Origin of the sequence: Klebsiella sp. BIGb0149, assembly GCF_004362605.1 — a bacterium.
In the GTDB taxonomy this organism is placed as follows: Bacteria; Pseudomonadota; Gammaproteobacteria; order Enterobacterales; family Enterobacteriaceae; genus Klebsiella; species Klebsiella terrigena.
In genome coordinates, this window is the sequence record NZ_SNYG01000002.1 from 887,094 (window position 1) to 912,318 (window position 25,225).

Annotated in this window: 22 protein-coding genes and 1 pseudogene; 5 read left to right on the plus strand and 18 right to left on the minus strand. The window is 60.5% G+C overall.

What is annotated here, in order from left to right; all coding sequences use genetic code 11:
* Position 1 precedes the first annotated feature (1 nt).
* A complete protein-coding gene (gene glpT / locus EDF75_RS10880) occupies positions 2 to 1,348 on the minus strand; it encodes a glycerol-3-phosphate transporter (RefSeq protein ID WP_133599191.1) in 1,347 nt (448 codons plus the stop codon).
* 270 nt (positions 1,349 to 1,618) lie between these two features.
* On the opposite strand from glpT, the gene glpA reads away from it, so the two are divergent.
* The 3 genes from glpA to glpC are packed head-to-tail and all read left to right on the plus strand — an operon-like array spanning position 1,619 to position 5,665.
* Positions 1,619 to 3,241 carry an anaerobic glycerol-3-phosphate dehydrogenase subunit A gene (glpA, locus tag EDF75_RS10885; protein WP_133599193.1) on the plus strand — a complete coding sequence of 541 codons (1,623 nt, stop codon included), beginning with the start codon at positions 1,619 to 1,621 and terminating at the stop codon, positions 3,239 to 3,241.
* Positions 3,231 to 4,490 (plus strand): glycerol-3-phosphate dehydrogenase subunit GlpB, encoded by a 1,260-nt coding sequence (gene glpB / locus EDF75_RS10890; RefSeq protein ID WP_133599195.1) that lies wholly within the window; start codon positions 3,231 to 3,233, stop codon positions 4,488 to 4,490. The genes glpA and glpB overlap by 11 nt, the downstream gene beginning before the upstream one ends.
* Entirely contained in the window at positions 4,487 to 5,665 is a 1,179-nt protein-coding gene (gene glpC, locus EDF75_RS10895) for an anaerobic glycerol-3-phosphate dehydrogenase subunit GlpC (RefSeq protein WP_133599197.1), read from the plus strand. The genes glpB and glpC overlap by 4 nt, the downstream gene beginning before the upstream one ends.
* 25 nt (positions 5,666 to 5,690) lie before the next feature.
* On the opposite strand, the pseudogene EDF75_RS10900 reads toward glpC, so the two are convergent.
* From EDF75_RS10900 to EDF75_RS10915, 4 genes and pseudogenes are all read right to left on the minus strand, one after another.
* A pseudogene (locus EDF75_RS10900) lies at positions 5,691 to 5,933 on the minus strand (aldolase/citrate lyase family protein); the annotation flags it as partial.
* 119 nt (positions 5,934 to 6,052) lie between these two features.
* The gene (locus EDF75_RS10905; RefSeq protein ID WP_133599199.1) at positions 6,053 to 7,249 is read right to left on the minus strand and encodes a nicotinamide mononucleotide deamidase-related protein YfaY; all 1,197 of its coding nucleotides are present in this window, start codon (positions 7,247 to 7,249) and stop codon (positions 6,053 to 6,055) included.
* Positions 7,250 to 7,343: 94 nt separating this feature from the next.
* Positions 7,344 to 7,886 carry a YfaZ family outer membrane protein gene (locus EDF75_RS10910; RefSeq protein ID WP_133599201.1) on the minus strand — a complete coding sequence of 181 codons (543 nt, stop codon included), beginning with the start codon at positions 7,884 to 7,886 and terminating at the stop codon, positions 7,344 to 7,346.
* Between the two features lie 312 nt (positions 7,887 to 8,198).
* A complete protein-coding gene (locus tag EDF75_RS10915; RefSeq protein ID WP_095100601.1) occupies positions 8,199 to 9,167 on the minus strand; it encodes an Rpn family recombination-promoting nuclease/putative transposase in 969 nt (322 codons plus the stop codon).
* A 136-nt stretch (positions 9,168 to 9,303) separates the two neighbouring features.
* Between EDF75_RS10915 and nudI the strand changes: the two genes are divergently transcribed.
* The gene (gene nudI / locus EDF75_RS10920; RefSeq protein WP_133599203.1) at positions 9,304 to 9,729 is read left to right on the plus strand and encodes a nucleoside triphosphatase NudI; all 426 of its coding nucleotides are present in this window, start codon (positions 9,304 to 9,306) and stop codon (positions 9,727 to 9,729) included.
* 199 nt (positions 9,730 to 9,928) lie between these two features.
* On the opposite strand, the gene menE is transcribed toward nudI, so the two are convergent.
* From menE to EDF75_RS10955, 7 genes are all read right to left on the minus strand, one after another.
* On the minus strand, positions 9,929 to 11,302 hold the full coding sequence (gene menE, locus EDF75_RS10925; protein ID WP_133599205.1) for an o-succinylbenzoate--CoA ligase: 1,374 nt from the start codon (positions 11,300 to 11,302) through the stop codon (positions 9,929 to 9,931).
* Positions 11,299 to 12,264: an o-succinylbenzoate synthase gene (menC, locus tag EDF75_RS10930; protein WP_133599207.1), complete on the minus strand. Its 966-nt coding sequence runs from the start codon at positions 12,262 to 12,264 to the stop codon at positions 11,299 to 11,301. Before menC ends, menE begins: the two co-directional genes overlap by 4 nt.
* Complete coding sequence (gene menB / locus EDF75_RS10935; protein ID WP_041146549.1) at positions 12,264 to 13,121, minus strand: 1,4-dihydroxy-2-naphthoyl-CoA synthase; 858 nt, start codon at positions 13,119 to 13,121, stop codon at positions 12,264 to 12,266. Before menB ends, menC begins: the two co-directional genes overlap by 1 nt.
* Positions 13,122 to 13,135: 14 nt before the next feature.
* Positions 13,136 to 13,894, minus strand: coding sequence for a 2-succinyl-6-hydroxy-2,4-cyclohexadiene-1-carboxylate synthase (gene menH, locus EDF75_RS10940; RefSeq protein WP_133599209.1), 759 nt, complete (start codon positions 13,892 to 13,894; stop codon positions 13,136 to 13,138).
* Complete coding sequence (gene menD / locus EDF75_RS10945) at positions 13,891 to 15,561, minus strand: 2-succinyl-5-enolpyruvyl-6-hydroxy-3-cyclohexene-1-carboxylic-acid synthase (protein ID WP_133599211.1); 1,671 nt, start codon at positions 15,559 to 15,561, stop codon at positions 13,891 to 13,893. The genes menH and menD overlap by 4 nt, the downstream gene beginning before the upstream one ends.
* Before the next feature lie 76 nt (positions 15,562 to 15,637).
* Positions 15,638 to 16,933, minus strand: coding sequence for an isochorismate synthase MenF (gene menF / locus EDF75_RS10950; protein WP_133599213.1), 1,296 nt, complete (start codon positions 16,931 to 16,933; stop codon positions 15,638 to 15,640).
* Positions 16,934 to 17,057: 124 nt separating this feature from the next.
* Positions 17,058 to 17,534, minus strand: coding sequence for a GNAT family N-acetyltransferase (locus EDF75_RS10955; protein WP_133599215.1), 477 nt, complete (start codon positions 17,532 to 17,534; stop codon positions 17,058 to 17,060).
* Positions 17,535 to 17,669: 135 nt separating this feature from the next.
* Between EDF75_RS10955 and rnz the strand changes: the two genes are divergently transcribed.
* Complete coding sequence (gene rnz / locus EDF75_RS10960; RefSeq protein ID WP_133599217.1) at positions 17,670 to 18,590, plus strand: ribonuclease Z; 921 nt, start codon at positions 17,670 to 17,672, stop codon at positions 18,588 to 18,590.
* 79 nt (positions 18,591 to 18,669) lie between these two features.
* Here rnz and nuoN read toward each other — a convergent pair whose 3' ends face one another.
* The 6 genes from nuoN to nuoI form a co-directional block, all read right to left on the minus strand.
* Complete coding sequence (gene nuoN / locus EDF75_RS10965; RefSeq protein ID WP_133599219.1) at positions 18,670 to 20,127, minus strand: NADH-quinone oxidoreductase subunit NuoN; 1,458 nt, start codon at positions 20,125 to 20,127, stop codon at positions 18,670 to 18,672.
* A 6-nt stretch (positions 20,128 to 20,133) separates the two neighbouring features.
* Entirely contained in the window at positions 20,134 to 21,663 is a 1,530-nt protein-coding gene (gene nuoM / locus EDF75_RS10970; RefSeq protein ID WP_133599221.1) for an NADH-quinone oxidoreductase subunit M, read from the minus strand.
* A 312-nt stretch (positions 21,664 to 21,975) separates the two neighbouring features.
* Complete coding sequence (gene nuoL / locus EDF75_RS10975; RefSeq protein WP_133599222.1) at positions 21,976 to 23,817, minus strand: NADH-quinone oxidoreductase subunit L; 1,842 nt, start codon at positions 23,815 to 23,817, stop codon at positions 21,976 to 21,978.
* On the minus strand, positions 23,814 to 24,116 hold the full coding sequence (gene nuoK / locus EDF75_RS10980; RefSeq protein ID WP_002913148.1) for an NADH-quinone oxidoreductase subunit NuoK: 303 nt from the start codon (positions 24,114 to 24,116) through the stop codon (positions 23,814 to 23,816). The genes nuoL and nuoK overlap by 4 nt, the downstream gene beginning before the upstream one ends.
* Positions 24,113 to 24,667, minus strand: a complete 555-nt coding sequence (nuoJ, locus tag EDF75_RS10985; RefSeq protein ID WP_133599224.1) for an NADH-quinone oxidoreductase subunit J — start codon at positions 24,665 to 24,667, stop codon at positions 24,113 to 24,115. The genes nuoK and nuoJ overlap by 4 nt, the downstream gene beginning before the upstream one ends.
* Before the next feature lie 10 nt (positions 24,668 to 24,677).
* Positions 24,678 to 25,220: an NADH-quinone oxidoreductase subunit NuoI gene (gene nuoI, locus EDF75_RS10990; protein ID WP_015365590.1), complete on the minus strand. Its 543-nt coding sequence runs from the start codon at positions 25,218 to 25,220 to the stop codon at positions 24,678 to 24,680.
* Between the last annotated feature and the right edge of the window lie 5 nt (positions 25,221 to 25,225).

The window sequence follows — 25,225 nt, forward strand, 5'->3', positions numbered from 1 at the left end:
CTCAGGACTGTTTCAGCTGCTGGTGATGACGCTTTTCACCCACCATCACCACAATCAGCAGCAGCACCGCCAGCACGCTGCCGCCAATCATCACCATAAACCCGCCGTCCCAGCCGAAGAAGTCGACGGTGTAGCCGACGATGGCGCTGGCGGCAACGGAGCCTCCCAGATAACCAAACAGCCCGGTAAAGCCCGCCGCGGTACCGGCGGCCTTTTTCGGCGCCAGCTCGAGAGCATGCAGGCCAATCAGCATCACCGGACCGTAAATCAGGAAGCCGATAACGATCATGCAGGCCATATCAACGCCCGGATTACCCGGCGGGTTAAGCCAGTAAACGACGGTAGCGATGGTCACCAGCGTCATAAAGAAGACCCCGGTCGCCCCACGGTTGCCTCTGAACACCTTATCCGACATCCAGCCGCAAATCAGCGTTCCGGGGATCCCCGCATATTCGTAGAGGAAGTAGGCCCAGGAGGATTTATCCAGCGCAAAGTGTTTCACCTCTTTCAGGTAGGTTGGCGACCAGTCGAGAATGCCGTAGCGCAGCAGGTAGACAAAGACGTTGGCGATGGCGATATACCACAGCAGCCGGTTTGGCAGAATATACTGCTGGAAGATCTGCCGGGCGGTGAGCTCCTGTTCATGCTGTTCGCTGTAATCATCCGGATAATCGTTTTTATACTCTTCAATCGGCGGCAGGCCGCAGGACTGCGGGGTATCGCGCATCATGGCAAAGGCAAATACCGCCAGCAGGATCGCGCCAAACGCCGGCATATAGAGCGCCGCGTGCCAGTCGTTGAACCAGGCCATCCCAAGCAGGAACAGCAGCGGCGGGATCCCACCGCCAACGTTATGCGCGCAGTTCCATACCGAAACGATGCCCCCACGCTCCTTCTGCGACCACCAGTGCACCATCGTGCGCCCGCAGGGCGGCCAGCCCATCCCCTGGAACCAGCCGCAGAGGAACAGCAGCACAAACATAACCATGATGCTGGAGGTCGCCCAGGGCACAAAGCCCATCACCAGCATGACCAGCGCCGCCAGGATCAGCCCCGCCGGCAGAAAAATGCGCGGATTCGAGCGATCGGATACCGAGCCCATGATGAATTTTGAAAAGCCATAGGCGATGGAGATCCCGGACAGCGCAAAGCCGAGATCGCCGCGAGAGAATCCCTGCTCCACCAGGTACGGCATGGCTAACGCAAAGTTCTTGCGCACCAGATAGTAGGCGGCATAGCCAAAGAAAATACCGATAAAAATCTGCCAGCGTAGTCGACGATAGTGCGGGTCAATTTCCGCCTCGGGTAAACGCGCTTTATGCGCCGCGGGTTTAAAAATACTTAACATAGCAGCCTCCGTTGCCATTTGCTTTTATGGGTACAGGTAAAAAAAAACCTAATTTAATCACCCACTTCTGATATGGCGCGATGGTAGGGAAACCTCGCAGACGATACTGTGAAATATCGCACGCTTTGTTACAAAAATATGACAAAAAATTCCATTGTGAGCATGAAATCACATTCCATGCTCGATAAACGCGCGAATATGCTCGAAATCAAACAATACGTACTATTTGTGTGGCTAAATGGCGTAAAACGAAAGTAGAGGGATAGAGAGATGGCCGAGACCGGTGAATGTGATGTCATTGTCATTGGCGGCGGCGCAACCGGAGCAGGGATCGCCCGCGACTGCGCGCTCCGCGGGCTGCGCGTAACCCTGGTAGAACGCCACGATATCGCCACCGGGGCGACCGGGCGCAATCACGGGCTGCTGCACAGCGGCGCCCGCTACGCGGCGACCGACGGCGAATCGGCGCGCGAATGCATCAGCGAAAACCACATCCTGCGCCGCATCGCCCGCCACTGTGTGGAACCGACTAACGGGCTGTTTATTACCTTACCCGAAGACGACCTTGCCTGGCAGCAGACCTTTATTCACGCCTGCCGGCAGGCCGGAATTGAGACCCGCCAGCTGTCGCCCGCCGAGGCGCTGCGCATTGAGCCGACCGTCAATCCCGCGCTTCTCGGCGCCGTTCAGGTACCCGACGGCACGGTCGATCCGTTTCGTCTGAGCGCGGCCAATATGCTGGACGCCCGCGAACACGGCGCCACCATCCTCACCGGGTGCGAAATCACCGGCCTGCTGCGCAGCGGCGATCGGGTCCACGGCATGCAGTGCTATGACCATAAGCGCCGCGAAAGCCGCACGCTGCGCGCCAGCGTGGTGGTCAATGCCGCCGGGATCTGGGGACAGCGGATCGCGGAATATGCCGATCTGCGCATTGCGATGTTTCCGGCTAAAGGATCGCTGCTGATCCTCGACCATCGCATTAACCGCCACGTTATCAACCGCTGCCGCAAGCCTGCCGATGCGGATATTCTGGTTCCCGGGGATACCATCTCCCTGATTGGCACCACCTCGGTGCATATTCCCTACGATGAAATTGACGATAATCGGGTCACCGCCGCGGAAGTCGATACCCTGCTGCGCGAAGGCGAGAAGCTGACCCCCATCATGGCCCGCACCCGGGTGCTGCGCGCCTACTCCGGCGTGCGCCCGCTGGTGGCCAGCGATAACGATCCCAGCGGTCGTAGCGTCAGCCGCGGTATTGTGCTGTTGGATCATGCCGAACGCGACGGGATGGCCGGGTTTATCACCATTACCGGCGGCAAGCTGATGACCTACCGCCTGATGGCGGAATGGGCGACGGACGCCGTTTGCCGCAAGCTCGGCAACACCGTCCCCTGCACCACCGCCGACGCGCCTTTACCAGGTTCCCGCGAGCCGGTCGAAACAACGCTGCAAAAAATCATCTCTCTGCCCGCGCCGCTGCGGGGATCGGCCGTGTACCGTCACGGCGATCGCACGCCCGCCTGGCTTGGCGATAGCCGCCAGCATCGCAGCCTGGTCTGCGAGTGCGAAGCGGTTACCGCGGGGGAAGTGCAGTACGCGGTAGAAAATTTAGCGGTCAACAACCTGCTCGATTTACGCCGTCGCACCCGAATCGGGATGGGGACCTGCCAGGGCGAGCTGTGCGCCTGCCGCGCCGCCGGGCTGCTGCAGCGCTTCAATGTCGCCACGCCGGCCCAATCGCTGACCCAGCTTTCCGAGTTTTTAAACGAACGCTGGAAAGGCGTACAGCCCGTCGCCTGGGGCGATGCGCTGCGCGAAAGTGAATTCACCCGCTGGGTCTATCTCGGGCTGTGCGGTTTGCAAAAGGAGCAGCAGGATGAAATTTGATTGCGCGATTATCGGCGGCGGGCTCGCCGGGCTACTTTGCGGGCTGAGCCTGAATCAATACGGTTTGCGCAGCGCGATCGTCAGCCGCGGTCAAAGCGCGCTGCATTTCTCCTCCGCCTCGCTGGACCTGCTATCCGAGCTGCCCGACGGCGAAAAGGTGACCGAGGTTGCCCAGGGTCTCTCCCGGCTGGCAGGCCAGGCTCCGGAGCATCCCTACGCGAGGATCGGCGTCGAACTCGTCATGGACTACGCGGCGCAAACCCAGGCGCTGCTGGCCGCCAGCGGCATTGTGATGCAGGGCGATGCCGACCGGCCGCATCTGCGCATTACGCCACTCGGCACCCTGCGCGCCGCGTGGCTCTCCCCGCAGGAAGTTCCCGTTTATCCGTTAACCGCCCTGCGCCCCTGCCTGGTCGGGATCGGCGGCTTTGCCGACTTCCAGCCGCACCTCGCCGCCGCGTCGCTTAATCAGCAGGGGATGAACGCCGGCGCGGCGGAAATCGACTTACCGCTGCTGGACGTCCTGCGCGAGAGTCCGAGCGAATTTCGCGCCGCCAATATCGCCAGAGTGCTGGATGACGAGCGCCACTGGCCGGCGCTGCTGGCCGCGCTACTTCCGCTGGCGCAGGAGCACGACCTGCTGATCCTGCCCGCCTGCTTTGGCCTTAGCGATAACCACCTGTATCTGTGGCTACAGGAGCGCCTGCCCTGCCCGCTGCGCCTGCTGCCAACTCTGCCCCCTTCGGTTCCGGGAATGCGCCTGCATAGCCAGCTCCAGCGCCGCTTTATTCGCGGCGGAGGAACCTGGCTGGCCGGAGATGAGGTGATGAAAATCAGCCATCAGGATGGAATGGTCAACAGGGTATGGACGCGTAACCATGGCGATATCCCGCTGCGGCCACGCTTTACCGTCCTGGCCAGCGGCAGCTTCTTCAGCAACGGCCTGATCGCCGGGCGCGATGGCGTGCGCGAGCCGATTCTGGGCCTCGACCTACAGCAGAGCATGCCGCGCGAGAGCTGGTATCAGCGGGATTTCTTCGCCTCGCAGCCCTGGCAGCGCTTCGGCCTTAAAACGGATGCGATGCTGCGTCCGCTGCTGCAGGGTCGGCCGCTCAACAACCTGTTTGCCGCCGGTTCTCTGCTTGGCGGCTTTGACGCCATTCAGCTGGGATGCGGCGGCGGCGTTTGCGCGGTCACCGCGCTGCACGTCGCCAAACAGATCAACGACCTTGCCGGAGGCGAACGATGAACGATACCCGCTTTGAGAGCTGCATCAAATGCACCGTTTGCACCACCGCCTGCCCGGTCAGCCGGGTTAATCCGCGCTATCCCGGCCCTAAGCAGGCGGGACCCGACGGCGAGCGGCTGCGGCTAAAAGACGGCGCGCTGTATGACGAGGCGCTGAAGTACTGCATAAACTGCAAGCGCTGCGAGGTCGCCTGCCCCTCTGACGTTAAAATCGGCGATATTATCCAGCGGGCGCGGGCGCAGTACGGCCAGCAGAAGCCCAGCCTACGCGATGCGGTGCTGAGCCATACGGATCTTATGGGCACGCTTTCTACGCCGTTTGCGCCGCTGGTCAACGCCGTAACGGGGCTACAGCCGGTGCGCCGGCTGCTCGATACGGCGCTCAGGATAGATCACCGTCGGACGCTGCCAAAATACGGTTTCGGCACTTTCCGCCGGGCATACCGCCAGCTCGCCGCGCGGCAGGCGCAGTTTAGCGACCAGGTCGCGTTCTTTCACGGCTGCTACGTCAACTACAACCATCCGCAGCTGGGTAAAGATCTTATCCGCGTACTGAACGCCATGGGCACCGGGGTACAGCTGCTGTCCAAAGAAAAATGCTGCGGCGTGCCGCTAATTGCCAACGGCTTTTTTGCCAAAGCCCGCAGGCAGGCGCTGAGTAACGTCGCCGCCATGCGCGAAAGCGCGCTACCGACCATCGCCACCTCCTCCACCTGCACTTTCACCCTGCGCGATGAGTATCCGCACGTGCTGGATGTTGACAATAGCGACGTGCGCGACAACGTTGAGCTGGCGACGCGCTGGATCTGGCGCCAGCTTGACGGCGGGCGAACCCTGGCGCTAAAGCCGCTGCCGCTTAAGGTGGTCTACCACACCCCTTGCCATATGGAAAAGATGGGCTGGTCGCTGTATAGCCTCGAACTGCTGCGGCAAATTCCCGGGCTGAGGCTGGAGGTCCTTGATTCGCAATGCTGCGGCATCGCCGGTACCTACGGGTTTAAATCGGAGAACTACGCTTCTTCGCAGGCCATCGGCGCGCCGCTCTTCCGCCAGATTGAGGAGAGCGGCGCCGATATTGTGGTGACCGATTGTGAAACCTGCAAATGGCAGATTGAGATGTCCACCAGCAAGCGCTGTGAACATCCCATCACCCTGCTGGCGCAGGCGCTGTCCTGAACCTCTGCGCCATGATTACGGGGGGTCAGTAGCTCCCCTTTTCCTCCTCCCGCCGTGCGCCGGGCTTAAACATCGCCAGCCGGCTATCCAGCGCGTCGGTATAGAGCTGAGTATCTACGCCAACGGCGACAAAATTGGCACCCCACTCGAGGCTTTTTTGCGCCATTTTCGGATCGACGGCAAGGAAGCCGGCCGCTTTGCCCGCCGCGCGAATGCGGCGAATGCTCTGCTCAATAATCCGCTGCAGGTCAGGATGAGCGGCGTTATTCCAGCGGGGTGGACATTTCGCAGCGTATAAAGGGAGGATAGCGCACAGAATATTTAAAAATAAGTACAGCGGGCTGGACTGAAAACGCACCGGGAGGGGTTCCCGGCGCGATTGGCGGCTTAAATCGACAGCGTTTCGACCACGTTAATCCAGCCGTGATCGCCGGCTACCGGCTGGCCGTTCAGCCAGCGGCGCAGCATATTCAGGGCCATCATCGCGCAAACCTCCTGGCGAACCTGCAGGCTGTAGCGGGTGACGCTGAGCTTAACCCGCAGCGCGTGGGTGCCTTCCGGGGTGGAGAGCACGAAGTTCAGGTAATCTGCTTCCTGGCCGCAGACCGCCAGCGCCAGGCCGGCAAAATGCTTCACCCGCCGCTCTGACGTCCAGCGGGCCGACTGCGCCAGCGTCTCCTCCTGGGCGGGAACCACTTCGCTCGCCAGCAGCGGAGCATTGGCGCGGGAGAGCTGGAGCGACAGCAGGCCGCTGGTAAACTGCTCGCTGAGGGTCAGGCTCAGCTGCCGCTCCTGCAGGCGGCGCGCAATCTGCGCAGGCAGCCCTTCGGTACCTTCAAAAATCAGGTTCTCGCCGGCCACTTTTTGCACTTCTGGCCACAGCGCCAGCATCGCGTCGCGCTGTTCAGCGGGGCCGGTGAGTTTCAGCTCAATAATTGGCATCGAAGAACGGTAGCCCATCACCACACCAGGCGGCAGCGGCAGCGGGTTGAGGCTTTGCGCCAGGTCGCTTTCTGAACGACCAAAGGTGGTCAGGCGCAGGCACAGCGGCGGCGCAGACAGCGGGAAGCGTTCGCGCAGGCGGGGTAAAATCTCCTGCTCAACCATCACCTTAAATTCCGACGGCACGCCGGGGGTAAAAAACATCAGACAGCGGTTGAGCTGAACGGCAAAACCGCAGGCGGTGCCCACCGGGTTGTCGATCATCTCCGCGCTGGCGGGAATTTCCGCCTGCTTGCGGTTGCTTTCCGCCATCGGTCGTCCGCGTTCGGCAAAGAAACGCGTCATCGTCTCCAGCCATCCGGCGTGCAGAATTAACGACTCGCCTTTAGCTGTTGCCGCGGCCAGCGCGCTGAGATCGTCGCTGGTAGGCCCCAGACCGCCGTTGACGATCAGCACGTCCGCATGCTCACTGCGCTCGCGTAAAATAGCGATCAGAGAATCAAGATCGTCACCAACGGTGTTGCGACGCGTTAAGGGCAATCCCTGATTAAAAAAGAAATCCGCCAGCCACGCGGCATTGGTATCGACGATTTGCCCATGCAGCACTTCGTCGCCGGTGGACAGCATTTCCACGTTTAACATTGTGAACTCCAGCCTGATAAGTGGAAATACTATAACGCAAAGGTGCGGGCTGGGTAGACAGGAAATCGGCGCGGCATGATACCGCGCCCGGGGATCAGAAGCTGGCGCTGACGCCGACGTACGGGCCATCGGCAATGGTATTATCTTTGTTACCGTCTTTACCTGCCAGGTTCAGATAGCGATAGCCGGCTTCAATGCTCAGAGGACGCATAACCGTCCAGCTCGCGCCGGCGTTAGCTTCCTGATAGCTCTGGATACCGCTGGAGAGGGAGTCCGGTGAATAGTAGTATTCGCCGAACAGGCGGAAGCTGTCGCCAATTTTCCACTGCAGGCCGCCGCCGACCGCTGCCGCATACCCTTCATCACCGCTTTTCGGATTGGTATATACGCCTTTGCCACCCACCGTTGCCAGGAATGGCCCCAGAGGAATGTTTAAACCCAGCCCTAAACCTGCCGCGTCGCCGTCGTTATCGCTGTGCAGCCAGTTGCCGGTTACCGCCAGTCCGCTTGATTCGGTACCAAAACCCGCGCCAAGGTTGGTGTAGTGCTCACCGGCCTGCCCGGTGACGCTGATAGCGTTTGCCGCCGTGGAGACCAACGCCAGCCCGGCAAGGCCGATTAATATGCATTTTTTCATTTTTTACTCTATCCAGAAATCAAGAATCAAAGATGTCCCAAAAACCGCAGAATTGTACTGCCGAATGCTGAGGAATCAATGTCCTAAAACGACCTTTATTGTTGGGATTGTAAGCAGTTGCTACCGGAACGCAGGATTTGGCCGGTCGCTGCGCCGTCATTAGCGCCGGCGAGGGGAAGATGTCTGGTAAAAAGAGGCGTTCTGCGCGCCGTCGTGGCGCGTCGTCAGGCGTCAGTGCCGGGCATCGGCAAAAAAAATAGCGGCGTAAAAAAAGCGGCAGCCATCCGGCCGCCGCGTTGTGAAAGTTATGCGCTAGTGCTTAAGCTGCGCCAGGCACTGCAGGGACAGGCCGGTCAGCTCGGCGACCAGAGGCAATTCAAGTCCGCTGTCGATCATCGCCAGCGCAATACGCTCGGCGGCCTTTTGTTCACCTTCCTGTCGGCCTTTTTCTATTCCTGCCTCCAGCCCTGCTTCAAGCCCTTGCTGCCTTCCCTGCTGCATCCCTTCCTGACGACCGCGGTCTTCCAGGAACTGAGCAATATTCATGAGCGCCTCCTTATGCGGCTGTAGCGGCACGCTTTGCGCCAGCTGACGCAGAAATGCCACGGGATCGGCGGTACTCCCCGCCTGGAGTATATAGTGCAACAGCGTCTGCAGCTGTCTTTCGCTAGTGTATCCCAGCGCTAATAAGCTGACTACCTGTGCCTGAAGCTCCATCAGATCCCGCTGTCGAATATGTTTTTGCAGCAGTTCCAGCATGGCCACGCGTCGATGCTGCAGGAGCTCGCTATCCGGGATAGTCGTCACATCCACCAGCGGGAAGGGCTGGCTATAGAGCTTTTCGGCTATCTCTGGCTGTGAAAATCCGTCCAGCCAGCGCATCGAGTGCGGCCAGGGGCTCGCCTTACCGTGATAGAAAAGCAGCGGGATCACCAGCGGCAGCTGCTGCAGGCCTTTATCGAGATGACGCTGCATCGCCGCCACGGCGTAGCGCATTAAACGAAAAGCCATATGCCGATCCGCAGAGCTTTGATGCTCAATCAGCAGATAGATATACCCTTCGCCAGTCCGGGTCTGCACGGAATAGAGAATATCCGAGTGGCTTGCCCGTAAATCGTCGTCAATAAAGCTGCCGGACTCCAGATGCAGGGTCTGCAGGTCGCACAGCTCGCGTAAATTTTCCGGCAGATGAATCAGTAAAAAATCCGCCGCCGTCGCCCGGTCCGACAGCAGGCTCTTAAACACGGCATCATGCGGGAAGTGCGCTGTCGCCCGGCTCATGCTGACCTCCTGTCCGTCATTTCACCCCACCCTACCACCGCCAACGCCGGGCGCGCGTTTTCGCTTGCGGTTTACCGAGGCGGCTCGCAAACTGGCAGCCAGATGCTTTGCTAACCGTTCATCCAAAGGAGATACCATGCGCCAAAGGACTATTGTCTGCCCGCTGATTCAACATGAAGGGCACTATCTGCTCTGCAGGATGGCCGACGATCGCGGCGTTTTTCCCGGCCAGTGGGCTCTTTCAGGCGGCGGCGTGGAGCCTGGCGAGCGCATTGAGGACGCCCTGAGGCGTGAAATTCGCGAAGAGCTGGGTGAAGCCCTGCGGCTGACGAGCATTACGCCCTGGACCTTCAGCGACGACGTGCGGGTCAAAACCTATAGCGACGGCCGGCAGGAGGAGATCTACATGATCTATCTGATTTTCGATTGCGTCAGCGCCAACCGAGAAGTCACCATTAACGAAGAGTTTCAGGATTATGCGTGGGTCAGCGTCGAGGATTTGCCGCGCTACGATCTGAACGTCGCCACGCGAAAGACGTTATCGCTGAAAGGATTGCTCTGATTTTTAACCCACAGACAGAAAGCAGACTCCGCACCGCCGGGCTGAGGATGACTTAGCCCGGGCAATGCGCTACCGCGAATTTTGCCGATGAAAGTTCGCCCTGATGAGCATTAGCGGCATCACTGCAATCATAAAAACGTATTCAATCCCTTCATCAAAAGATGATTCAAAGATTTACTGGCGATAGTTATCCGCCGCTCTAAGCGCCATCGTCCCGATGCGCGTTGACCCACTCGCGTAACGCCCGACGCGAAATCTTTATGCCGCCGGTTTTCAGCGCCTCGGGCAGCGCCAGCCAGCGTACCGGCTGCTGAAAGCGCGCCAGCTTATTCTCGACCCAAGCCACTAAAGCCGCCATGTCGCACCGTTCATCGCCTTCGACCACCGCCACCGGACGCTGGCCAAACTCGGCATCATCCAGGGGTACGATGAACGCCTGGCGGACCTGCGGATGAGCCATAATCACCCGCTCAACCTCTTCCGGCTGGATCCCCTCACCGCCGCTGAAAAAGAGATTATCCAGACGCCCAAGGATGGTCAGCCTACCGTTACGCAGCTCGCCGCGATCGCGCGTGGCAAACCAGCCCTGCTCGTTAACCAGCGGCACCAGCCCGCCGTCGCGCCAGTAGCCCGCCGCCATGCAGGCCCCGCGCAGCCAAACCTCGCCGTCGACAATTTTCAGCTCCCGCTCGGGCAACGGCTGTCCAACATCCGCCTCGCCGTCGGCCTCTTTGGCACACACCGTCGAGGCAAATTCGGTCAGGCCGTATCCGCACCAGCTGCGAATACCTTTCTCCCGGGCCTGCCCGGTCAGTTCGACGGGGATCGCCGCCCCGCCCAGAAGAACGGCCTTCAGCGATACCTGCGCATCGCCGTTGAGCAGCCGCCACAGCTGCGTTGGCACCAGCGACGCGTGGCTACATCCCTGCAGAGCCTGTTCTAACGGCCGCTTTTCCCGCACCGTCAGTCGCGATCCGGCCAGCAGCCAGCGCCAGAGAATTCCCTGCCCCGAGACGTGAAACAGCGGCAGGGAAAGCAGCCAGTCGTCGTCGGTGGCCAGCGGGATCATCGCCAACACCCCTTGCGCGCTGGCGAGATGAGCGCGGAAAGTATGCACCGCGGCCTTCGGCAGCCCGGTAGAACCCGAGGTCAGCGTCATCGACGCCAGACGATCTTCACTCCAGGCCAGGCTGCGGTCGCCGGCGACAGCCTGCATAACCAGCCGCGGATAGCCGAGGGCGAGATCGTCGCCGCTAAGCGCCAGCAGATGATGGACATCAAGGGACGGCAGCAGCTGCGCCAGCATTGCCGACGGCAGCTGCGGATTAAGCGGCAGCACCCTGGCGCCGCACTGCAGCAGCGCCAGCCAGGCCAGCAGCGCCGCCGGCTGATTGTAGGCCCGCAAAATAACGCCATCGCCCTCACCTACGCCCTGAGCCACGAACCCTGCCGTCAGAGCGTCAACCCGTTCGCACAGCTGCTGCCAGGTCAGGCTATCGTCGTTCAGCCGCAGAGCAAACGCCTCGCCCCGCCGCTGACGCCAGTGGCGCCACGGCCAGTCACGAAAGATCACAGCAGCGGCTCCAGCGCATCCGTTGACAGGCACGGCAGCGTGCTTTCAGGCCACGGGCGCACCAGCTGGGACTGCATCAGCGTCAGCGTATCGAGGCCCGGAACGGTCTGCGGCGTCAGCCAGGCCGCAATACGCGCCAGCTGCGTCAGCCCAAGGCTCGACTCAATCGAGGAGCTGATGACCGCCGTCAGCCCCAGAGCGTGGGCGGCGACAACCTGCTCCTGCACTTTTTGCAGGCTACCGGTAAGGGTTGGCTTAATCACCACCGCCCCAACTCCCGCCTCGGCCTGCAGGCAAAAATCGGCTTCACGCAGGCTCTCATCCCAGGCAATGGTAATACCGGTTTCCTGGGCAAAAGCGCGGGAATCAGCCCGGGTTTTGCACGGCTCCTCAAGGAAAGCGATGCGATCGCGATACTGCGGATCCACGTATTTTGCGAACTGCTGCGCCTTGAGCGGCGTCCAGGCGCGGTTGGCGTCCAGACGCAGCCGCAGCTCGGGGATAGCCTCCAGCAGCAGATTTACGACCATGCCGTCGCGTACGGCCTCATACAGGCCCACCTTAACCTTGGCGACCTTCTCGCCCGGCATCGCCGCGAGCCTGGCAAACAGCTCGTCCGGATCGCCGGTGCACAGCGGCGCGGCGCGATAATCTGCCGCCTGCGGCAGCTGCTCATTCAGCTCGGCCAGCGCGCAGCTGATCCCGAACGCCGCGCAGGGCTGCGCAGGAAAAGGAAGATCCTGTCCCTGACGCCAGGCCGTCGCCCACGCCAGCAGCGCAGCCTGCGCCTCTTCCAGGGTTTCTTCGCTAAAGCCCGGCAGAGGAGAAACCTCTCCCCAGCCTTCGCGCTCGCCCTCCTGTAGCTGGACGAACAGCCCGTCACGGGTTTTTAACCGCCGTTCGCGCAGAACCACGCCCGCGTCCATCGGTATCTGCCAGCGGTAAACCTGCGCCCGGCGCATTACGGATTCCGTTTAAATTTGCTGAAGTCCGGCTGACGCTTCTGATTAAATGCGTTGCGCCCTTCCTGGCCCTCTTCGGTCATGTAGAACAGCATGGTGGCATTACCCGCCAGCTCCTGCAGACCCGCCTGACCATCGCAGTCGGCATTCAGCGCCGCCTTCAGGCAGCGCAGAGCCATTGGGCTGTTTTGCAGCATTTCGCGACACCAGCGAACGGTCTCTTTTTCCAGATCGGCCAGCGGGACGACGGTGTTAACCAGCCCCATATCCAGCGCCTGCTGCGCATCGTACTGGCGGCACAGGAACCAAATTTCACGCGCTTTTTTCTGGCCAACGATGCGGGCCATATAGGCTGCGCCCCAGCCGCCGTCGAAGGAGCCGACTTTGGGCCCCGTCTGACCAAAGATGGCGTTTTCCGCGGCGATCGTTAGGTCGCACATCATATGCAGCACGTGGCCACCGCCGATGGAGTAGCCGGCGACCATCGCGACGATCGGTTTCGGACAGGTGCGGATCTGACGCTGGAAATCGAGCACGTTCAGGTGATGCACGCCGGAATCGTCCTGATAGCCGCCGTAGTCGCCGCGCACCTTCTGGTCACCGCCGGCGCAGAACGCCAGGTCCCCTTCGCCGGTCAGGATAATGACGCCAATATTGTCGTCATAGCGGGCATCCGCCAGCGCCTGAATCATCTCTTTTACGGTCAGCGGACGGAATGCATTACGCACCTGTGGGCGGTTAATGGTGATTTTAGCAATACCGTCCGTCGATTTTTGGTAACGAATATCGGTATAGCCTTCGGAACAATCGTGCCATTCAACGGGGGCGTAGAGCATGGCTTCATCAAGAGAGATCATAGAATGTCCTTTAGTTAACTTGCTAAAAACTGCGCCAGGCAGGCGGTTACCGCGGCGGGATTTTCCCGATGCGCGTTGTGCCCGGCATGATGAATAACGTGTATCGTCGCGGCGAGATCGCTGGCTATCGCGCGGAATTTGTCATCGCGCGCGCCGCAAAGATAGTGAAAAGGAAAGCGGCAGGCGCGCAGCGCCGGGCGCAGATCGGGCTGGACCGCCAGCGACGTCGCCTCCAGCATGGCGGCCAGATTGGCGCCATGGTTGCGGCTGCGTAGCGCGATTAAGTCCGCCCGCTGCAGCGCATCCAGTGAGGTGAAAACCGGCTGCTGGTACCAGTCTGCAAAGACCTGGGGCAGCGGTTCGTGACGAAAGCGTTCGGCCCAGGCCGCATCGCTGCGCCGACGCTGCAGGCGCTCGCTATCGTCAACGAGCCCCGGATGACCGCCCTCCACAACCAGCCCGCACAGGCCGTCGCGCGGCTGGCTGGCAAAGGCCATCGCGATGCGCCCGCCGAGGGAGTAGCCAATCAGCCAGTAGTTAAGGATGCTGTAACTATCCAGCGTCTCCTGCAGCAGCCGGCAGACATCGGCAAAATCACCGACCTGAATATCGCGGGAACCGCCATGGCCGGGCAGGTCGATATAGAGCCGCGAACGGGCGCTAAACGCCTCCCCGACCGGCTGCCATTCGCGACTGTCGCCCGAAAAACCGTGTAAAAAAATCAGCCAGGGTTGATTGGCCTGGCCGCGCTCGCACTCGGCGTGCAGGCTCATAGACGACTCACCCTCGCCAGCAGCTGCTGCAAAGTATGGGTGCCGTCGGTTTCGTTCACCACCAGCTCAATCACGGTCGCGCCAGGGATGCGCCACGCGTCGGACAGCGCCGTCTCCAGCTCGTCCCAGCTGCCCGGGCGGTGGTAGTCGAGATCGAACATCGCCGCGGCGTGCCCGAAGTTGACATCCTGCGGCATTAAATAAAACTGGCGCCTTTCTTCCTGCGGCGTCGGCAGCAGAGAGAAGATCTGCCCGCCGTTGTTGTTGACAATAATCAGCACTAGCGGCGCCGAGGCATGGCGCAGCAGCGCCAGCGAATTCAGATCGTAGAGCGCAGAAAGATCGCCCACGATCGCCAGCAGAGGGCGGGCGCTGGCCCGCTGCACGCCGGCGGCGGTTGCCAGCAGGCCGTCAATGCCGCTGGCACCGCGGTTGCTGTAGACCGGATATCCCACCGGCAGCTGCGAGAGCGCGTCAATTAAGCGCACCACCAGGCTATTGCCCACGAACAGCTGCCCCTGATCCGGCAGATAGCGATGAATGCGGTGGGCGAGCTGGGCCTCGCCGAAGCGCTCGCTGCTTTCCACCGTCGCCTGCCAGGCCTGCTGCGCGAGAACCGGCAGCGTCGTTGCCCAGGGCTGGCGTTTTTCCGCCGGATGCAGCTCAAGCCACTCCCCCACCGGGCAGACCAGACGGCGGCCGCGGTGCTGGGCCGGATCTAAACGGCCGGGTAAATTATCGACCAGCCAGTACTCCTCGGGCTCGCAGGTCGCCTGCCACTGCAGAAGGCGTTTTCCGGTCAGGCTGCTGCCCAGCTGAACGACGATTTGCGCCTGCTCCAGCTCGCTGACCGCTTTACCGTTACCCAGCCATAAATCGGCGCAGGGCAGCGGCTGCCCGGTTTGCGAAAGCACGTCGCCAATCAGCGGCCAGCCGAGCATTTTCGCCCACGCGGCGGCCTGTACGCCTTCGGCGGCGCTCATGCGCCCGGCGATCACCACGCCGCGCTTTTGTCGCCAGAAAAACCAGTCGCGCTGCTTTTCGCTACCGAGATGCAGCGACTGACGCAGCCAGGGCGTATCGCTCTGCCACCACTCCCCGAGCTGCTGCTGCCAGCTCACGCCGGTATCGTCCATATCGCCATACAGCGGCTCGGCAAACGGGCAGTTAATATGCACGCCGCCGGAATGCAGCGCGCCCAGCGCCTGGTCGATGGTTGAAACCAGCCAGCGCGCGGGAATATCCTGCGACGGACGCGGCAAAGAGAGGGTTTCGGACGGGTGCGATGAGAACATGCCCGGCTGGCGGATAGCCTGGTTGGCGCCGCAGTCGATAAGCTCCGGCGGCCGGTCAGCGGTAAGCAGAATCAGCTTTTCGCCGGTCAGCCCGGCTTCAATCAGCGCCGGATAGAGATTGGCCGTGGCGGTACCGGAGGTGACGATGACCGCCACCGGCTGCCGGCTGGCCTTCGCCAGCCCCAGCGCCAGGTGGCCAAGCCCGCGTTCGTCAAAATGAGTATGGGGAATCAATGCGCGGTTTTCCGCGGCTGCCAGCGTTAAGGGCGTCGAGCGCGACCCCGGCGCAATGCAAATATGCTGCACGCCGTGGCGGGTTAATGCTTCAAGGATCACCGCCGCCCAGCGTCGGTTAAATGCGCTTACTGACATGAAATTGTCCGATATCAAATATTGAGGCTAAGTATAGGTAATACAAAGTGATGGAGTATTGATATGCATCGTTTATCTACATTTCTCTCAGCAGCAACGAACGCAGCCCCGCGGCTTTATTTTCAATTTCCTGCCACTCTTGTTCAGGCTCGGAACCGCTGACGATACCGGCGCCGGCATACAGCCTGAGGGTGTCGTTTTCCACCTTCGCCGAGCGCAGCGCCACGCAGAATTCGCTTTGTGCCAGCGACAGATAGCCGGCGGAACCGGCGTACCATTCGCGGATAAAGGGTTCATTCTGAGTGATAAAGTCCAGCGCCGCCCGCCTGGGTAGCCCGGCGACCGCCGCCGTAGGCTGCAGCTGGTGCAGGCAGCGGGTATCGTCGGGTGCGTTTAGCGCCGTCCAGATGCAGCGCCGCAGATGCTGCACGTTACGCAGGCGTACCACCTGCGGCGGCAGCACCTCCAGCATCTGCACTTCATCCTGCATGCGCTGGCAAATATCCTCCACCACCAGCATGTTTTCCCGCTGGTTTTTATCGTCGTGCATTAGCCAGTCGGCCAGCGCCTGCGCCCGGCGATCGTCAGCATGGCCGGCAACGGTACCCGCCAGCGCCTCGGTGCGCAGCAGCGTGCCGCGCCGGCGCCACAGCCGCTCCGGCGTTGAGCCGAAAAACGCCTGCTGCGGGCTAAAGGCCATCAGGAAATGGAAGCAGTTAAAGTTGCTGCGGCGGCTGGCGGCCACAATCGACCAGGCATATAAGGGAGCGGCAAAGCGCAGGTCCGTGGCGCGCGCCAGGACAACTTTTTCCATCTCTGCGGCCGCAATGGCCCGGGTAGCCTGCAGGATAAGCTCACGCCAGCGCGGGTATTCCGGGACGTGCCGTTCGCTGAGTAGCTCAGGTATCGCCGCGGGCCGCGCCTGCTCCGCCGTCAAGGAGTGCAGAAACTCGCGCGCCGCATGAGCATCTTCGCGTAGCGACGTCGCGCTGCACAGCACCAGCCGCAACGACGCCGTTCCTCCTACCCTACGCCACTCCAGCCTCGGCAGCACCAGCGCTCCGACCTGCGGGCTGAAGGCATTCAGACCGCAAATACGCAGATCCTGATGCTGCTGATGCTGTAAAAAACGCTGCGCTTCGGCCAGCGAAGAGAACCTTTTCACCGCCCCGAGCGCAGCAAGCTCCTCGTCGCCGCTGCGCTGCTGCCAGTAAAACTGCGGCCACTGAGGCTGGCGCCCGCACCACAGCAGGGGATCAAACGCGTCCTGGAGAGGAAACGAAACATCGAAAATTCGCGTGCCGGGCGATGCGGGGAACTCATCGCTCAGGCAGCCGCGTAAGCTTTCCAGCGCAGCGGAAACAGACAGCACGCAAACCTCCACAGGATAAAAACCCCACATTATACGGGGTCCTGGCAAGAAATAGCAGTACCCACGATGAGGGAGTGGCCTTTGGCTGCCTGCCCGTCATTCAGGAAGTCGTGATAGCCTGCGGCTACCTGGGCAGGAGCGGGTCCGCTGCGGCCTCGCGGGCCATGCCGATATGCGCGATCCCATCTTCGTCGTAAACCTCGGTCACCGCCTGGAAGCCGAAGCTGGCGTAAAAGTGCTGCAGATGTGCCTGAGCGCCGAGATAGATAGCCTTTTGCGGCCACAGGCGGGCGCAGCTGGCAAGCGCCTTCTCCATCAGCTGATAGCCGAGCTTCTCCCCTCGCACCGCCGGGCTGACGATAACCCGGCCAATCACCACCGGTTCAAAATCCTCTGCGCTTTTCAGGATCCGCGCATAGGCCACCAGCTCATCGCCGCGCCAGCCGAGAAGATGACGGTTTTCACCGCTCAGATCGTCGCCGTCAACGTCCTGGTAGGGACAGTTTTGCTCGACGACAAAGACTTCACAGCGCAGCTTTAGCAGCGCATAGAGCTGCGGGACGGTCAGCTCGCTGTGGTGGAGATCCTGCCATATCATCATCTATTATTCCTTTATTGAAGTGGGCCCGGCATCATTCCGGCGGCATGAAGACGACAAGCTTAGCCAACGCGCGCGCAACCTGAGGGATGACGGGTATACTCTGTTTTTTGACTCACGCCCTAAGGACACAGGACGATGGAATTAACTTTTTTGGGGACATCCGCTGGCGTGCCGACCCGTACGCGTAATATGACGTCTATCGTGCTGAATTTGCAACAGCCAACGGCGGCGGAGGTCTGGCTGTTCGACTGCGGAGAAGGCACCCAGCATCAGTTTCTGCATACCGCCCTGCACCCCGGCAAGCTGAATAAAATTTTTATTACCCATCTTCACGGCGACCATCTGTTTGGCCTCCCCGGCCTGCTGTGCAGCCGCTCAATGCAGGGTAACTCGCTGCCGCTGACCCTCTACGGGCCAAAAGGGCTGCGGGAGTTTGTCGAAGTGGCGCTGCGCCTCAGCGGCTCGTGGACCGATTATCCGCTGGATATTGTCGAAGTTGGCCCCGGCCTTATTCTGGACGACGCCGGATATCGGGTCACGGCCTGGCCGCTAAACCATCCGGTGGAGTGCTACGGCTACCGCATTGAAGAGCACGACAAGCCCGGCACCCTCGACGCGGCCCGTCTTATCGCCGATGGCGTTCCCTCCGGGCCGCTGTTTCAGCAGCTCAAACAGGGGCTAAGCGTCGAGCTTGCCGACGGGCGCATCGTCGACGGCCGGCGCTATCTTGGCCCGACGACGCCGGGGAAAAAGCTGGCCATCTTTGGCGATACGGCGCCCTGTGCGGCGGCGCTTGAGCTGGCGCGCGGCGTGGACGTCATGATTCATGAGACCACCCTGGAACAGGCGATGGCCGAGAAGGCGAACGCTCGCGGGCACTCCTCCAGCCAGCAGGCGGCGGCGCTGGCGCGCGATGCCGGAGTTGGCACCTTTATCGCCACCCATTTCAGCTCGCGCTACGACCTGCAGGGCTGTCAGCGCCTGCTGGCGGAGTGCAGGGAGATCTTCCCGCAGACCCTGCTGGCGGAGGATTTTATGGTCTATCCCATCCGCTAAACGGGCTGGCCCGGCTTAACGACGCGCATAAAAAAACCGCCGATCGCAGACCGGCGGTTTTTTTGCAGCCGTAGCCGCTTTACATCAGCGGCGTTGCCAGCTGTACGATGCTAATCAGCGGCTGCGGCCAGACGCCGAGTACCAGCACCAGCAGAGCCGAGATCAGCACCACGATACCGCCGGCGCTGTACTGCCAGTTAGACGGCGCATCGCGGTTCAGTTTCTCCGGCGCGCTCAGATAGAGACTTACCGCGACGCGCAGGTAGTAGTAAAGACCAATCGCCGAACCCACCACCACGGCGGCAACCAGCCACCACAGGTGCGCGTGCACGCCGACCGCCAGCACGTAGAACTTACCGATGAAGCCCAGCGTCATCGGAATACCGGCCAGCGACAGCATCATTACCGTCATCACCGCAGACAGAATCGGACGGTGCCAGAACAGGCCGCGATAGGAGTACAGCGAGTCGGCATCCGGGCCGCGGTACGGGCTGGACATCAGGCTCACCACGCCGAAGGCGCCGAGGCTGCTGAACAGGTAGCCGGCCAGATAGACGCCGACGGCTTCCATCGACATTTCGCCGCTCTGCAGGGCGATCAGCGCCACCAGCAGATAGCCGAGATGGGAGATCGAGGAGTAGCCGAGCAGGCGTTTGATGTTGGTCTGGCTCAGCGCCATCAGGTTACCGAAGATGATGGATGCAAAGGCGATCAGGCCCAGCACGATGCGCACCGCTTCGCTGTTGCCTACCGGCATATACAGGAACAGACGCATCACCACGCCGAAGATAGCAATCTTGCTGGCGGTGGCCAGGAAGGTTGATACCGGCGCCGGCGCGCCCTGATAAACGTCCGGCGTCCACAGGTGGAACGGCACCAGCGACAGCTTAAAGCCCAGACCGACAATCATCAGCCCCAGACCCGCCAGCAGCAGCGGCTCGTGCAGGGTGTTATCCGCCAGGCTCTTACCGAGGGCCAGGAAGGAGAGATTGCCGGAGTTCGCGTACACCAGCGCCATACCGAACAGCAGGAAAGAAGAGGCTGCGGCGGAGAGGATGGTGTATTTGATACTGGCTTCCAGAGACCGTTTCTGGCGGAAAGCGTAGCCGATGAGGCCGAACAGCGGCAGCGAAATCAATTCGATACCGAGGAACAGCGCCGCCAGATGGTTTGCTCCCGCCAGCAGAATGCCACCCAGCGCGGCGATGAGCACCAGCAGGTAGAACTCTTCTTTATTGTCCTTGTAACCCTCAAGCCACGGATAGGCAAAAGTACAGGTCGCCAGGCTCGCCAGCAGCACCAGCCCGGTGTAGAGCATGGCGTAGCCGTCAACGCGGATCAGTGGCGTAACGTCCATCGCGCCGTTCTGACCGACAAACCAAAGCGATATCAGCGCGGCGTTAAGCCCGAGAACCGACAGCGTGGCATTAAGGAAATGATTGCGTCGCCACGCAATGGAGAGCATCACAACCACCACCGTCAAGCCGACGATCAGCAGCGGTAGCAGTGCGATCAGTTGTTGTGGAGTTATTGTCATGGCGAATTACGGCCTTGTAGTAGAAACAGAATTAACAAACCACTGCTGAATGTTGCTCATCGCAGCATGTGAGGTGTCCAGAATCGGCTGCGGGAAGAAACCCAGCAGCACCAGCAGAACCACCAGCAGCAGAACAATCGACAGCTCGCGCAGCGACATTCCCGGCAGCTCTTTCGCCGCAATCTCGCTCTTCGCTTTACCGAAGTAGGCACGATGCAGCATCGCCAGCGAGTAGACGGAAGCGAACACCAGACCAAAGGTGGAGATCACGGTAATCACCGGCACCACTTTATAGCTGCCGAACAGGATCATGAACTCACCGACAAAGTTACCGGTACCCGGCATCCCGAGGGTCGCCACGGCGAAGAACATCGACAGCGCCGGCAGCCACTTAATTTTGCTCCACAGGCCGCCCATCTGGCGCATATCACGCGTGTGCAGGCGCTCGTAGAGCTGGCCGCAAAGGATAAACAGACCGGCAGCGGAGAGGCCGTGCGCAATCATCTGAATCACCGCACCCTGATAGGCCAGCTGGCTGCCGGTATAGATAGCAATCAGCACGAAGCCCATATGAGAAACGGAGGTGTAGGCAATCAGGCGTTTGATATCGTACTGGCAGAAGGCCATCCACGCGCCGTAGAAAATACCGATGATACCCAGCCACATAGCGATGGGCGCAAATTCGGCGGAGGCGTTCGGGAACAGCGGCAGCGCAAAACGCAGCAGACCGTAGGCCGCGGTTTTCAGCAGGATCCCCGCGAGGTCAACGGAACCGGCGGTCGGCGCCTGGGAGTGCGCGTCCGGCAGCCAGCCGTGCAGCGGTACCACCGGCATTTTCACCGCGAAGGCGATGAAGAAGCCCAGCATCAGCACGTATTCCACGCCGTGGGACATCGGCGTCTTCAGCAGATCTTCATAGTTGAAGGTCCACACGCCGGTGGCGTTGAAGTGCACGAACGCCAGCGCCAGGATGGCAATCAGCATCACCAGCCCGCTCGCTTGGGTATAGATGAAGAACTTGGTGGCCGCCGTGATACGCGTTTTACCGTCGGAAGCCTTGTGGCCCCAGAGCGCGATCAGGAAGTACATCGGCACCAGCATCATCTCCCAGAAGAAGAAGAACAGGAACATGTCGATGGCAAGGAACACGCCGATAACGCCGCCCAGGATCCACATCAGGTTGAGGTGGAAGAAGCCCTGATACTTTTCGATCTCGCGCCATGAACAGAGTACCGCCAGTACGCCGAGCAGGCCGGTCAGCACCACCATCAGCAGCGACAGACCGTCGATTGCCAGATGAATGCTAATACCGAAGCGAGGGATCCACGGCATGACAAATTCAGACTGCCACTGGGGAATACCCGCAGACTGTGTCAGAGAATAGCCGCCCTGCAGCCACAGCTGCAGTGAGAGAACCAGCGTCAGTCCCATGGTAATCAGCGCAATCCAGCGCGGCATCTTCACGCCAAAGCGTTCGGTCTGCCAGCACAGGAACCCGCCGATAAAGGGGATTAGTATTAACCAGGGTAATAACATAGCTGAGTATGTCCCTTATATTTACTCCTGATCAGGCTATCTCGCTCGCCAGCCCGAATCCTGCCAGTGCTCGCACAAAACGCATCGCGTTTTGAACGTCCGTAAGGACGGCCCCGTAGGGGTGAGCTTCGCGAATCATCCTCGCGCACTTTCGTACGCTGCGGTTGCTCTGCGCTGGCGGTCTCCGGTCTGACTTCGCCGATGACGCCTGTACCTCAGGAACAGATTTTCAACGAATTCTAAAATTCTTTTAGGGTTTGTCGGCCGGATAAGCGCAGCGCCATCCGGCAGTCGCTCACCCAGCCAACAAACTCAACGCAGTACCATCAGCAGCGCCAGCACGACAACCGCACCGATGCTCATTGACGCGACATACCAGCGTAAATAACCGTTCTCGCTTAGCAGCAGGCCTTTACCTGCAAAGCGGGAGAGGATAGCCGGAATGTTCATCATCGAGTTCAGCGGATCGCTTTTCAGCAGCCACGCCACGCCGAGGAACGGCTTCACGAACACCTTGTCGTACAGCCAGTCGAAGCCCCAGGCGTTGTACCACCAGGTGCCGAGCAGGCGGCCAGGGGCGCTATTGGCAATGGAGGTCACCAGCGTGCGTTTACCCAGCCACAGCCATGCGGCGATCAGGATACCGGCGATAGCCACGATCCCGGAGACGATTTCCAGCGTCATCACGCGACCGTGCTCAAGCTCGGTGGTCTGCGGCAGTACGCCCTGCAGCGGCGGAACAATCAGCGCGCCAACGAAGGTCGACAGAACCAGCAGAACAATCAGCGGCAGGTGATGGGTAATCCCCTTGCCCGCGTGAGCGTGAATCTGCTCTTTGCCGTGGAACACGATGAAGATCATGCGGAAGGTGTACAGCGAGGTCATAAACGCGCCGACCAGGCCGGCAACCATCAGATTGATATGACCGTTAGCCATCGCGCCTGCGAGGATCTCATCCTTACTGAAGAAGCCTGCGGTGATGAGCGGCAGTGCGGACAGCGCCGCGCCCCCCACCAGGAAGCAGACGTACACCAGAGGAATCGATTTACGCAGGCCGCCCATTTTGAAGATGTTCTGCTCGTGATGGCAGGCGAGGATCACCGAACCAGACGACAGGAACAGCAGCGCTTTAAAGAACGCGTGGGTCATCAGATGGAAAATCGCCGCGTCCCATGCCTGAACGCCCAGCGCCAGGAACATGTAGCCAATCTGACTCATCGTCGAGTAGGCCAGCACGCGCTTGATATCGGTTTGTACCAGCGCGGCAAAACCTGCCAGCACCAGCGTCACCGCACCCACGATACCCACCAGATGCAGAATTTCCGGCGTCATCAGGAACAGGCCGTGCGTACGCGCAATCAGATACACGCCCGCGGTCACCATGGTGGCGGCGTGGATCAGCGCGGAGACCGGAGTCGGGCCCGCCATCGCGTCCGCAAGCCAGGTCTGCAGCGGCAGCTGGGCAGATTTACCTACCGCGCCGCCCAGCAGCATCAGGGTCGCCCACGTCAGCATGTTGTTGCCGGCCGCGAAGTGCGCGGGTGCCAGCTCGACCATTTCGCGGAAGTTCAGGGTCCCCAGCTCGTTGTAGAGAATGAACAGTGCGAATGCGAGGAACACGTCGCCGACGCGGGTCACCACAAACGCTTTCATCGCCGCAGCGCCGTTCTTCGGATCGGTATAGTAGAAACCGATCAGCAGATAGGAGCACAGGCCCACGCCTTCCCAGCCGAGGTACATCAGCAGCAGGTTATCGGCAAGCACCAGAACCACCATGCTGGCGATAAACAGGTTGGTGTAGGCGAAGAAGCGGGAGTAGCCCTCTTCCCCGCGCATGTACCAGGAGGCGAACATGTGGATCAGGAAACCGACGCCGGTAACCACGGAGAGCATGGTCAGGGAGAGACCGTCCAGCACCAGGTTAAAGCCGATGTTGAAATCGCCCACCGACATCCACGTCCACAGCGGAACGCTGATCGCCTGCCTGCCGTTAGCAAAGAAGTCCATCCCAACGAAGGCCGTAACCAGCGCGGCCAGGCCTACCGACCCCATCCCCACGGTGGCGGAGAGGTTTTCCGACCAGCGCCCGCGGGAAAAGGCCAGCAGCACAAAGCCAATCAATGGCAAAAGAATGGTTAAGGAAAGCATGTTCATCCACGCAACTCACTTACTGAATCGATGTTCAGGTTCTGGCGGCGACGATGGAGCTGCAGCAGCAGCGCCAGACCGATACTCGCTTCCGCAGCCGCAAGGCTGATCGCGAGAATATACATTATCTGACCATCGGCCTGACCCCAGTAGCTTCCGGCAACCACGAAGGCCAACGCCGCGGCGTTGATCATGATCTCCAGGCTAATCAGCATAAACAGCAGATTGCGGCGAATCACCAGACCCGTCAGACCGAGAACAAACAGGATCGCGGCGAGGATCAGTCCATGTGTTAAGGGGATCATGCGTGCTCCTCCATTTTTCTTTTGTCGCTATCGTTCTGGCGGTTGCTCAGCACCTCACCGACGCGCTCTTCGCGGCCGATATGGAATGCAACAACCAGACCGGCCAGCAGCAGCATGGAGGCCAGCTCCACCGCCAGTACGTACGGGCCAAACAGCGCAATACCGACTTCTTTCGCGCTTATCGCATTGCCTTCAATGCCCTGATCGTTAAGACCGAGGATGGCATAAACGATAACCACCAGCAGCACCGCGGAGAGGATGGCCGGGCCGATCCAGATCCCCGGCTGCAGCCACTTACGCTCCTGCTCAATTTCGCTGCCGCCAAGGTTAAGCATCATCACCACGAAGACGAACAGCACCATGATGGCCCCGGCGTAGACGATGATCTCCAGCGCCCCGGCGAAGTACGCACCCAGCGAAAAGAACACGCCAGCAATCGCTAACAGCGAAATAATCAGGTACAGCAGCGCGTGCACCGGATTGGTGTGGGTGATCACCCGCAGGGTTGCGAGGATGGCGATAAGGCCACAGATATAAAAAGCGAATTCCATTGCCCTCTCCTTACGGTAACAGGCTCTTGACGTCGATAGGCTTAGCTTCGTTCTCTGCTTCGCCCTTATCTTTGCCGTCGATTGCCATACCCGCCATCCGGTAGAAGTTATATTCCGGGTATTTGCCCGGACCGGAAATCAGCAGATCCTCTTTTTCGTACACCAGATCCTGACGCTTGTATTCACCCAGTTCGAAGTCCGGGGTCAACTGAATCGCCGTGGTTGGGCACGCTTCTTCACACAGACCGCAGAAAATGCAGCGTGAGAAGTTGATGCGGAAAAACTCCGGGTACCAGCGGCCGTCTTTGGTCTCTGCTTTTTGCAAAGAGATACAGCCTACCGGACACGCTACCGCACACAGGTTACAGGCAACGCAGCGCTCTTCGCCGTCCGGATCGCGCGTCAGCACGATGCGGCCACGATAGCGCGGCGGCAGATATACCGGCTCTTCCGGGTACATCTGGGTTTCACGTTTGGCGAAGGCGTGCATCCCGATCATGCAGATACTGCGGACCTGGGTGCCGAACCCCACCAATAATTCTTTTAAGGTCATGGTCA

Excerpts from the sequence above, each read along its gene's own strand:
- glpT (WP_133599191.1), bottom strand. The coding sequence starts at position 1,348 with ATGTTAAGTATTTTTAAACCCGCGGCGCATAAAGCGCGTTTACCCGAG.
- glpA (WP_133599193.1), top strand. The coding sequence starts at position 1,619 with ATGGCCGAGACCGGTGAATGTGATGTCATTGTCATTGGCGGCGGCGCA.
- nuoI (WP_015365590.1), bottom strand. The coding sequence starts at position 25,220 with ATGACCTTAAAAGAATTATTGGTGGGGTTCGGCACCCAGGTCCGCAGT.
- menC (WP_133599207.1), bottom strand. The coding sequence starts at position 12,264 with ATGCGCCGGGCGCAGGTTTACCGCTGGCAGATACCGATGGACGCGGGC.
- EDF75_RS10905 (WP_133599199.1), bottom strand. The coding sequence starts at position 7,249 with ATGTTAAACGTGGAAATGCTGTCCACCGGCGACGAAGTGCTGCATGGG.
- nuoK (WP_002913148.1), bottom strand. The coding sequence starts at position 24,116 with ATGATCCCCTTAACACATGGACTGATCCTCGCCGCGATCCTGTTTGTT.
- EDF75_RS10910 (WP_133599201.1), bottom strand. The coding sequence starts at position 7,886 with ATGAAAAAATGCATATTAATCGGCCTTGCCGGGCTGGCGTTGGTCTCC.
- nuoN (WP_133599219.1), bottom strand. The coding sequence starts at position 20,127 with ATGACAATAACTCCACAACAACTGATCGCACTGCTACCGCTGCTGATC.
- nuoM (WP_133599221.1), bottom strand. The coding sequence starts at position 21,663 with ATGTTATTACCCTGGTTAATACTAATCCCCTTTATCGGCGGGTTCCTG.
- menB (WP_041146549.1), bottom strand. The coding sequence starts at position 13,121 with ATGATCTCTCTTGATGAAGCCATGCTCTACGCCCCCGTTGAATGGCAC.
- nuoJ (WP_133599224.1), bottom strand. The coding sequence starts at position 24,667 with ATGGAATTCGCTTTTTATATCTGTGGCCTTATCGCCATCCTCGCAACC.
- EDF75_RS10915 (WP_095100601.1), bottom strand. The coding sequence starts at position 9,167 with ATGAGCCGGGCGACAGCGCACTTCCCGCATGATGCCGTGTTTAAGAGC.
- rnz (WP_133599217.1), top strand. The coding sequence starts at position 17,670 with ATGGAATTAACTTTTTTGGGGACATCCGCTGGCGTGCCGACCCGTACG.
- nuoL (WP_133599222.1), bottom strand. The coding sequence starts at position 23,817 with ATGAACATGCTTTCCTTAACCATTCTTTTGCCATTGATTGGCTTTGTG.
- glpC (WP_133599197.1), top strand. The coding sequence starts at position 4,487 with ATGAACGATACCCGCTTTGAGAGCTGCATCAAATGCACCGTTTGCACC.
- menH (WP_133599209.1), bottom strand. The coding sequence starts at position 13,894 with ATGAGCCTGCACGCCGAGTGCGAGCGCGGCCAGGCCAATCAACCCTGG.
- EDF75_RS10955 (WP_133599215.1), bottom strand. The coding sequence starts at position 17,534 with ATGATGATATGGCAGGATCTCCACCACAGCGAGCTGACCGTCCCGCAG.
- menD (WP_133599211.1), bottom strand. The coding sequence starts at position 15,561 with ATGTCAGTAAGCGCATTTAACCGACGCTGGGCGGCGGTGATCCTTGAA.
- nudI (WP_133599203.1), top strand. The coding sequence starts at position 9,304 with ATGCGCCAAAGGACTATTGTCTGCCCGCTGATTCAACATGAAGGGCAC.
- glpB (WP_133599195.1), top strand. The coding sequence starts at position 3,231 with ATGAAATTTGATTGCGCGATTATCGGCGGCGGGCTCGCCGGGCTACTT.